Annotated in this window: 7 protein-coding genes; 2 read left to right on the top strand and 5 right to left on the bottom strand. The window is 70.7% G+C overall.

All coding sequences use genetic code 11. The features are described 5' to 3' along the window. Positions 1 to 122: 122 nt before the first annotated feature. From ACFVW8_RS37445 to ACFVW8_RS37425, 5 genes are all read right to left on the bottom strand, one after another. A complete protein-coding gene (locus ACFVW8_RS37445) occupies positions 123 to 806 on the bottom strand; it encodes a response regulator (RefSeq protein WP_389698220.1) in 684 nt (227 codons plus the stop codon). Further along, positions 803 to 2,170 carry a sensor histidine kinase gene (locus ACFVW8_RS37440; protein ID WP_389698218.1) on the bottom strand — a complete coding sequence of 456 codons (1,368 nt, stop codon included), beginning with the start codon at positions 2,168 to 2,170 and terminating at the stop codon, positions 803 to 805. The genes ACFVW8_RS37445 and ACFVW8_RS37440 overlap by 4 nt, the downstream gene beginning before the upstream one ends. A 134-nt stretch (positions 2,171 to 2,304) precedes the next feature. After that, a complete protein-coding gene (locus ACFVW8_RS37435; protein ID WP_389698216.1) occupies positions 2,305 to 3,264 on the bottom strand; it encodes a DUF4429 domain-containing protein in 960 nt (319 codons plus the stop codon). A 97-nt stretch (positions 3,265 to 3,361) separates the two neighbouring features. Then, complete coding sequence (locus ACFVW8_RS37430; protein ID WP_389698214.1) at positions 3,362 to 4,573, bottom strand: alpha/beta hydrolase; 1,212 nt, start codon at positions 4,571 to 4,573, stop codon at positions 3,362 to 3,364. 234 nt (positions 4,574 to 4,807) lie between these two features. Continuing rightward, a complete protein-coding gene (locus ACFVW8_RS37425) occupies positions 4,808 to 5,467 on the bottom strand; it encodes a TetR family transcriptional regulator (RefSeq protein ID WP_389698212.1) in 660 nt (219 codons plus the stop codon). 116 nt (positions 5,468 to 5,583) lie between these two features. Here ACFVW8_RS37425 and ACFVW8_RS37420 point away from each other — a divergent pair, with 116 nt between their 5' ends. Continuing rightward, a complete protein-coding gene (locus ACFVW8_RS37420) occupies positions 5,584 to 7,194 on the top strand; it encodes an MFS transporter (RefSeq protein ID WP_389698210.1) in 1,611 nt (536 codons plus the stop codon). Between the two features lie 176 nt (positions 7,195 to 7,370). Beyond that, positions 7,371 to 7,733: a peptidase inhibitor family I36 protein gene (locus ACFVW8_RS37415; RefSeq protein WP_389698208.1), complete on the top strand. Its 363-nt coding sequence runs from the start codon at positions 7,371 to 7,373 to the stop codon at positions 7,731 to 7,733. Positions 7,734 to 7,791: the final 58 nt, after the last annotated feature.

Genomic DNA, 7,791 nt, shown 5'->3' with positions numbered 1-7,791 from the left:
AGCGGGTGAACACGCAACAGTGCTCGTTCGGCGCGCTCGCGTGAGTCTGCGGCTTGATATCAAGCCCGTCCGGCGATTGAGGACAAAAGCGGCTGCCGGACGACCCCGGCCATACGCGCCCCTCAGCCCTCGCCCGGCACCACCACGCCCGCCTCGTACGCGAAGATCACGGCCTGGGCCCGGTCCCGTAGGTCCAGCTTGGCCAGCACCCGGCCGATATGCGTCTTCACCGTCTGCTCCGCCAGCACCAGCCGCGCCGCGATCTCCTGGTTGGACAGCCCCCGCGCGATCAGCTCCAGCACCTCCGTCTCACGCGGAGTCAGCCCGTTCAGCCGCAGCGCGGCCCCGCTGCGGCCCGCCCCCGACGGGCGTTGGCGGGCGAAGTCCGCGATCAGACGGCGGGTCACGGACGGGGCGAGCAGCGCGTCGCCCGCCGCCACCACCCGTACCGCCGAGATCAGGTCCGCCGGAGGGGCGTCCTTCAGCAGGAAGCCGGACGCGCCGGCGCGCAGCGCCTCGTACACGTAGTCGTCCACGTCGAAGGTGGTGAGCATGAGCACCTTCGGCACGTGTTCCACGCCCACCGGCGGGTTCAGCAGCTCACGCGCCGCCGCCAGGCCGTCCAGCTCGGGCATCCGCACATCCATCAGGACCACGTCCGGATGGGTGCGGCGGCTGACGTCGATGCCCTGGCGCCCGTCCGGTGCCTCACCGACCACGTCGATGTCGGCCTGCGCCGCCAGCAGCGCCGCGAATCCCGCCCGCACCATGGCCTGGTCGTCGACGATGATCACACGGATGGTCAAGAGTCCTCCGGATTCAGGGGTGGGGCGGGAGCGGGGGGTGCGGCCGGTGGCAGGGGGAGCCGCGCGGCCACCCGGAAGCCGCCCTCCGGAAGTGGCCCGGTGTCCAGCGTCCCGCCGGTCAACCGTACGCGTTCGCGCATGCCGACCAGCCCGTGCCCCGTGCCCGTCGTCTCCAGGGGAGTGTGCGGAGCATGCGACGAACCCGTGTGCTCCGGCGGGTCGTTGACGATCAGCACCGTCAGATGCGTGCCGTCGGAGCTGACCGACACCCGGGTCCTGGCCCCCGGTGCGTGCCGGACCACGTTGGCCAGTGCCTCCTGCACGATCCGGTACGCGGACAGATCGACCGCCTGCGGAACGCCCTCCAGCCCGGCCGACAGCGACAGTTCGGCCGGGAGCCCCGCCCGTACCGTCGCCTCCACCAGCTGCTGCATCCGGTCGAGCCCCGGCTGCGGCGCCCGTTCGGCCTCGGTGCCCTCGCTGCGCAGTACCAACAGCAGCCGCCGCATCTCTCCGAGGGACTCCCGCGCACTCGCGGCGATCGAGTCGAACTCCTCCTGGACCTCGTCCGAAAGCCCGCCCAGCCGGTACGGGGCGGAGTCGGCCTGGACGGTGATCACCGACATGTGGTGTGCGACCACGTCGTGCAGTTCGCGGGCGATACGGGTGCGTTCCTCCAGCAGCGTGCGCTGCGCCCGCTCGGCCTCGCTGATGGTCTCCTGCTCGGCGAGCCGGCGCTGGACATCGCCCCGTTCCCGTACCGTCGCGCCGATCACCAGCACCACGGCACTGAGGATGAACAGCAGGAGCGAGTTGTCGGTGCCGTGGTCGGAGGAGACCAGATACAGGGCCAGTCCCGCGGCGCCGGTCGCCAGCCAGACACCGACCAGCGCCTGCCGCCGCTCGCGCAGGCCCAGCGCCAGGAGTACGAAGAGGTAGCCGACCTGGCCGGGTGCTGTCCACGGCCAGACGTCGTGCTGCCCGGCGTCCTGCCCGAGCAGCAGGACCGCGCCCAGGACGTCGGCCGGGAAGATGATCCACCAGGCCTGCAGCGGCCGGTGCGCCAGCATCAGCAGCGGGGCGCCCTGCGCGACACCGAGGGCACCCGCCAGTCCGCCGTTCAGGCCGTACTGGTCGGACAGGACCGTGATCGTGACCGGGATGAAGATCGCGGCGAGCGCGACGACGACGACGTACGGCAGGAGCCGCTGCCACCGTTTCGGGGCGTCGGCCAGCGGGGGGACCGGGGGGTGGGAGGGATGGGTCAGTCCGTGGGCGATCTCGCGCAGGTTGCGGCGGGCGGCGCTCAGCAGACCGTCCGCCGGCGGGGGCGGCGGCGACGGGGGCAGGGAGGAAGTGGCCATGACGTGATCAGGGTAGGCAGCGAAACCGCCCGCAGGCGTCATACCGGGGTTCCGGTTCCGTGCGCGCCCGGCTCGTACGGGGGTATGACCCGGACCGTACGAGCGGGGCGCCCGCGGGGCTTTCGGAGCGCGCCCTACAGCTCGGCGAGCAGCTGGGCCTTCTTCGCCCGGAACTCGTCGTCCGTCACCAGCCCCGCCTGGTGCAGCTCCCCGAGGTGGCGGATCCGCTCGGCGATGTCCGCGGGGTCGCGCCGTCCGGCGGATGCCAGGGGCGTGGCCGCAGCGGGCGCGGACTGCTTGCGGCGGACCGATTCCAGGACGGCCGCGGCGAACGGCAGGGACTCGTGCACCGGGCCGTATCCGAGACCGAAGATCACCGCGGCGGGGTCCTCGTCCGCCCGGGTGGGCCGTGCGGCCACGGGCTGCACGCTCTGGGCGGTGCCCGTGCACAGCGCCGCTCCCGGGCCTGTGCCCAGCCCCGTGCCCGCGCCCTCAGCCGGTCCGGTGGGCTCAAGACCTCTCGGCACCAGCCGCAGATAGCCCTCGAAGGCCTCGGGCGAGCGCCACTCGACGCCGCTCAGTTCGGTGACCGGGAACGTCTGGTCGCCCGCCTTCCACTTCTCCGAGGAGGCGCCCGTCCAGAACCAGCGGAAGGAGATCCGGTCCCCGTCGAAGCTGGCCCGGCCGTCGTACGCCTTGAAGCGCATCGGAGCCTCGGGGGCGGCGACCAGGAAACGGTCGGCGGGCTCACCGGCGTCGGGTCCGAGCCGGGCCCTCAGCTCGTCCGCGTAGTACTCGGCGAGCGTCTCGCGTTCGGCAGGGAGCACCAGGCGGTACGGGTCGCAGCCGTCCTTGAGCTGTCCGGCCGCGGCCTCCAGCAGTGGATCGGCACCGGGTCTCGGCACGGCACGCAGGACCACCGTGCCCCGCTTGCCAGGGGTCAGCGTCACCGACGACAGCGCCGTATGCGGGACGCGGCGCTCACGGAGGCTCTGGAAGAGTCTCGGCGTGCGAATACCCCGTTCGAAGCGGATGAGCACGGAGTCGGTGTCGAACTCCCAGGTGGCTTGAATTCCGGCCAGCACATCACCCATGTGCCTCATCGTATGCGGCACTTGCCCGCACGTCCCCCCTCGGCGTACACCGCAATTCAGCGATCGGTCGTGGACCGGCCGCGGTCTTCTACGCGCGTCAGGCAGTCCCACTGCCGGAAATACGATCGTGGCAGGCGCCGTCCCCCTGCGCACAGGTCACCGCACCGTAGGTGCCCACACCGATCGCGGCGAAGTTGCCGAGGCTCTCGGTACCCGGCTCGAAATAGCCGCTGTGGCCGACCGCGGCGCCGGCCGACGCGACCCGCGCACCGAAGCCCGGATCGACCGGATCGGCCCCGTGGCCGAGCCCGCCGACCTCCAGGTTGGGCACGTCCTCGATCCAGTCGTCGTGATCCCGCATCGCCCACACATTGGCCCGGGTGTGCAGCTGGGCGGCGTTGTCGACCCGCATCCCGGGGCTGCCCGCCACCGCGATGTCGCTCACCCGGGAGGGCAGTTCGTCCGCGGCCACGCCGCACAGGACGGAGCCGTAGCTGTGGCAGAACAGCGAGACGGGTGCGCTGCCGGGGAGCGCGCCGACGAGCGCGTCGAGGCGGACCGCGCCGCGTTCGGCGAGATTCCCCAGGGCCGCGTCCATCCCGATGCCGGCGGGCGCGGTGTAGTCGGCCCAGGCGATCACGGCGGTCCGTACGCCGGGCCCGGCGGACCGCTCGGCCGCGTACAGGGACTTGGCCATGCCCACGGGCGCGGCGTTGGTCTTGGCGCCCGTCCGCTCCAGCGTGAGCAGGTTGGTGTCGACGCCGGGGACGACCACCGAGACCCGCTGGGCCCGTTCGAGATCGCCGAACACCTCGGCGGCGTGGCCACGGCCGGACGGGTCGAAGGACAGGAAGTGCCGGCCGTCGGCGAGCATCGACCGGAAGCGGTCGACCCGGCGGAGCGCCTCGGCGCGGCCGTCGGGGGAGAGCCTGCTGTCGTGCACCCGTTTCTGTTCGGCGGTGCGCGCCTGCACGAGCGCGAGCCGGTTGGCCCGGTAGCGCAGCGTGACCGGCGCGCCGTTCAGATTCCCCACCACCAGCGGATATCTGTCCGCAAGACCGGTGCGCTGCGCGGCCGTGAGCGTGGCGAAGAAGTGCGCCAGCTTGTACGGCTGGGCATCGGCCGGCGGGAGCGCCTGTCCCGCTATCGACCCCTTGGCCCAGGAAGCGAGTGCGAGGGTTCGTGGCTCGTCGGAGCGTTGATGACGCACCGCTGTCCAGCCGGTGGTCGCCAGCATCACGAACACAACCGCGATGGCGAGAAGCGTGCGCCATGCGGTGAGCGTCGGGGAGGAGTCGAAGGAAGTCACTTCCGCCCACACTAGGAGACGCGTGCCGGAGGTCGTTAAGCGGGTGACGCACATCACCCGGCAAAGGGGAATGGAACGCCGCACCCCTCACGCTCCGTACGGGCTTCCCGTACGCTCTGCCGAGCTTCGCGTCCTTCAAGTGTCGCATCCGGCCGCCGTGGTCCGCCTGTTGTGACCTCGGTCATAGGTCAGGACTGAGGCGTGCGGCACATCGACCGGACAGAAGTGCGCCGTTCAGACAGGTGTGCGCCAGTCCTCGGCCAGGGCCGGCCCCAACTGGTCCAGATACGCCTCGGTCAGCGCCCGCAGCGAGTCCACGCTGGTCTCCAGCCCCTGCCCCCACAGCTGGCCGGTCACCCGCATCACCCCCGAGAACGCGGCGACGGCGACCCGCGGCCGGGGGTCGCGCTCCATGTCCAGGCCCTCGCGCTCGGCGATCAGCCGGGCGATCTGGTTCTCCATCTCGATGCTGCGCCGCAGGTGGGCGGCGAGCAGGGCGGGTGTCGACTCGATCATTTGGTAGGTGCGCATGTGGAGTTCGACCGGGACGATGGCCTCGATGGACTCTCCGATACTGTTCCAGGCGCACAGGACCGCGCGACGCATGGCCTCGAAAGGGGCCTCCGACGCGGGCCGTTGACGCAGTTCGGCGATGAAGCGGGACTCCACCATCTCCTGGACGGCGAAGGCGGCCGACTCCTTGCCGGCGAAGTACCGGAAGAAGGTGCGCTGGGAGACCTCCACGGCGTCGACGATCTCGTCGACCGTGGTCTCCTCGTATCCCTGGGTGGTGAAAAGATCGAGGGCGGCATGGAGCAGGGCGTCCCGGGTGCGTCGCTTCTTGAGCTCGCGCAGTCCGGCCGGATACTCGGCGGCTCGTTGCCCATCGGTCACTGAGCTAGTCCTCTTTTCCCTGCTTTGTCCAGCTCAGCGTACCTGTGAGCTACGTGACAGTTACCGACTTGTGAAATGGTTTGTCAACTGTCAGCGACTGACACTAATCTCCGGGTATGACTAGTCAGACCACCGTCGAAAAGGCGCCGCGGGAGCCTCAGGACGCATCGGCTCCCGCACCTGCCAAGGGGCTGCGCGGCCACCCCTGGCTGACGCTCTTCTCCGTGGCCATCGGCGTGATGATGGTCGCGCTCGACGGCACGATCGTCGCGATTGCCAACCCCGCGATCCAGAAGGACCTCGGCGCCTCGCTCGCCGACGTCCAGTGGATCACCAACGGCTACATGCTCGCCCTCGCGGTCTCCCTGATCACCGCGGGCAAGCTCGGTGACCGGTTCGGCCACCGCCAGACCTTCCTCATCGGTGTCGTCGGCTTCGCCGCGGCATCCGGGGCCATCGGCCTCTCCAGCAGCGTCGTCCTGGTGATCACCTTCCGGGTGCTGCAGGGACTCTTCGGCGCCCTTCTGATGCCGGCCGCGCTCGGCCTGCTGCGCGCCACCTTCCCCGCCGAGAAGCTGAACATGGCGATCGGCATCTGGGGCATGGTGATCGGCGCCTCGACCGCCGGCGGCCCGATCCTGGGCGGTGTGCTCGTCGAGCACGTCAGCTGGCAGTCCGTCTTCTTCATCAACGTGCCGGTCGGTGTGATCGCCCTCGTGCTGGGCGTCATGATCCTCAAGGACCACCGCGCCGAGAACGCGCCGCGCTCCTTCGACATCGCGGGCATCGTGCTGCTCTCGTCCGCGATGTTCTGCCTGATCTGGGCGCTCATCAAGGGCTCCGAGTGGGGCTGGGGCGACGTCAAGACGGTCGGCTTCCTGGTCGCCGCCATCGTTCTGTTCGCTGCGTTCGCCTTCGTCCAGCAGCGGGTCAGGGAACCGCTGATCCCGCTGGCGATGTTCCGTTCGGTGCCGCTCTCCGCCGGTACGGTCCTGATGGTGCTGATGGCGTTCGCCTTCATGGGCGGGCTGTTCTTCGTCACCTTCTACCTCCAGAACGTGCACGGCATGAAGGCCGTCGACGCGGGACTGCACCTGCTGCCGCTGACCGCGATGATGATCGTCGCCTCGCCGCTGGCGGGCTTCCTGATCACCAAGTTCGGTCCACGGGTTCCGCTGGTGGGAGGCATGGTCTGCACCGCCGTCGCATGCTTCGGCATGTCCCAGCTGACCGTCGGCACCGGCACCGTCACCATGTCGGTCTGGTTCGCCCTGCTCGGCCTGGGCCTCGCGCCGGTCATGGTCGGCGCCACCGAGGTCATCGTGGGCAACGCCCCCATGGAGCTGTCCGGCGTCGCGGGCGGTCTCCAGCAGGCCGCCATGCAGGTCGGCGGCAGCCTCGGTACGGCCGTCCTGGGCGCGATCATGGCCTCCAGGGTCGACGCCGAACTGTCCGGCAACTGGAAGGAAGCGCAGCTTCCCCCGCTGTCGGGGGAGCAGCTCGACCAGGCGTCCTCGGCCGTCAAGGTCGGCATCCCGCCGGTCGCGCCGGGCACCCCGCCGGAGGTCGCGGGCAAGATCGCGGGCGTCGCCCATGACACGTTCGTGTCGGGCATGAGCACCGCGTTCATGGTCGCCGGCATCGTCGCCGTCATCGCGGCGCTGGTCGCCACGCTCACCAAGCGCGGCGAGAACGCCGAGGCGGGGGCCGGCGCCGGTCACATCTGACCCGGCCCGACCCGGCGCCCCAGGGCGTCAACACAGTGCGTACAACAGCCCCGCCGGAACGTTCCGGCGGGGCTGTCGCCTATCAGGGTGGTACCGCCCCTGCCCCCTTCCCGAGCCGATGCCCCGCAGCTCAGGGTGGGTGTGGAAGATCCACATCAACACGGGGGTTGATTCATATGCGCAAGACCGCTGTCGCCACGGCCCTGGCCGTCACCGCTCTGATCCCGCAGGCGGTGGCGCAGGCCGCGCCCGTCCGGCTCGGCACCTGCGGGAGCGGCCAGCTCTGTCTCTGGGCGAAACCGCAGTTCTCCGGTGCCCGGCAGGTCCACGAGCTGTCCACCATCGACATCGACAGCTGTGTGCCGCTGCCGGCCGGTGCCACCGTCCAGGCACTCGCCAACCGCACCGGCCGCCCGGTCACCACCTACCAGTCGGCCGAGTGCGCCGAGACCGGCGAGTTCGAGACGTACCCGGGCGGCGGCACCTGGGTGCCGCAGTCCCCGTACCAGGTACGGGCCTTCAAGGTCTGGGAGAACTGAGACCGGCCGGCGGCGATCGGTCCCGGAAACGCCGCGGGGCGGTGGGACCCTTCCGGTC

It is taken from the genome of Streptomyces sp. NPDC058221, assembly GCF_042882365.1.
Classification (GTDB): Bacteria; Actinomycetota; Actinomycetes; order Streptomycetales; family Streptomycetaceae; genus Streptomyces.
The sequence above is the reverse complement of the archived record's forward strand: the minus strand, read 5'-3'. Positions and strand labels throughout refer to the sequence as shown.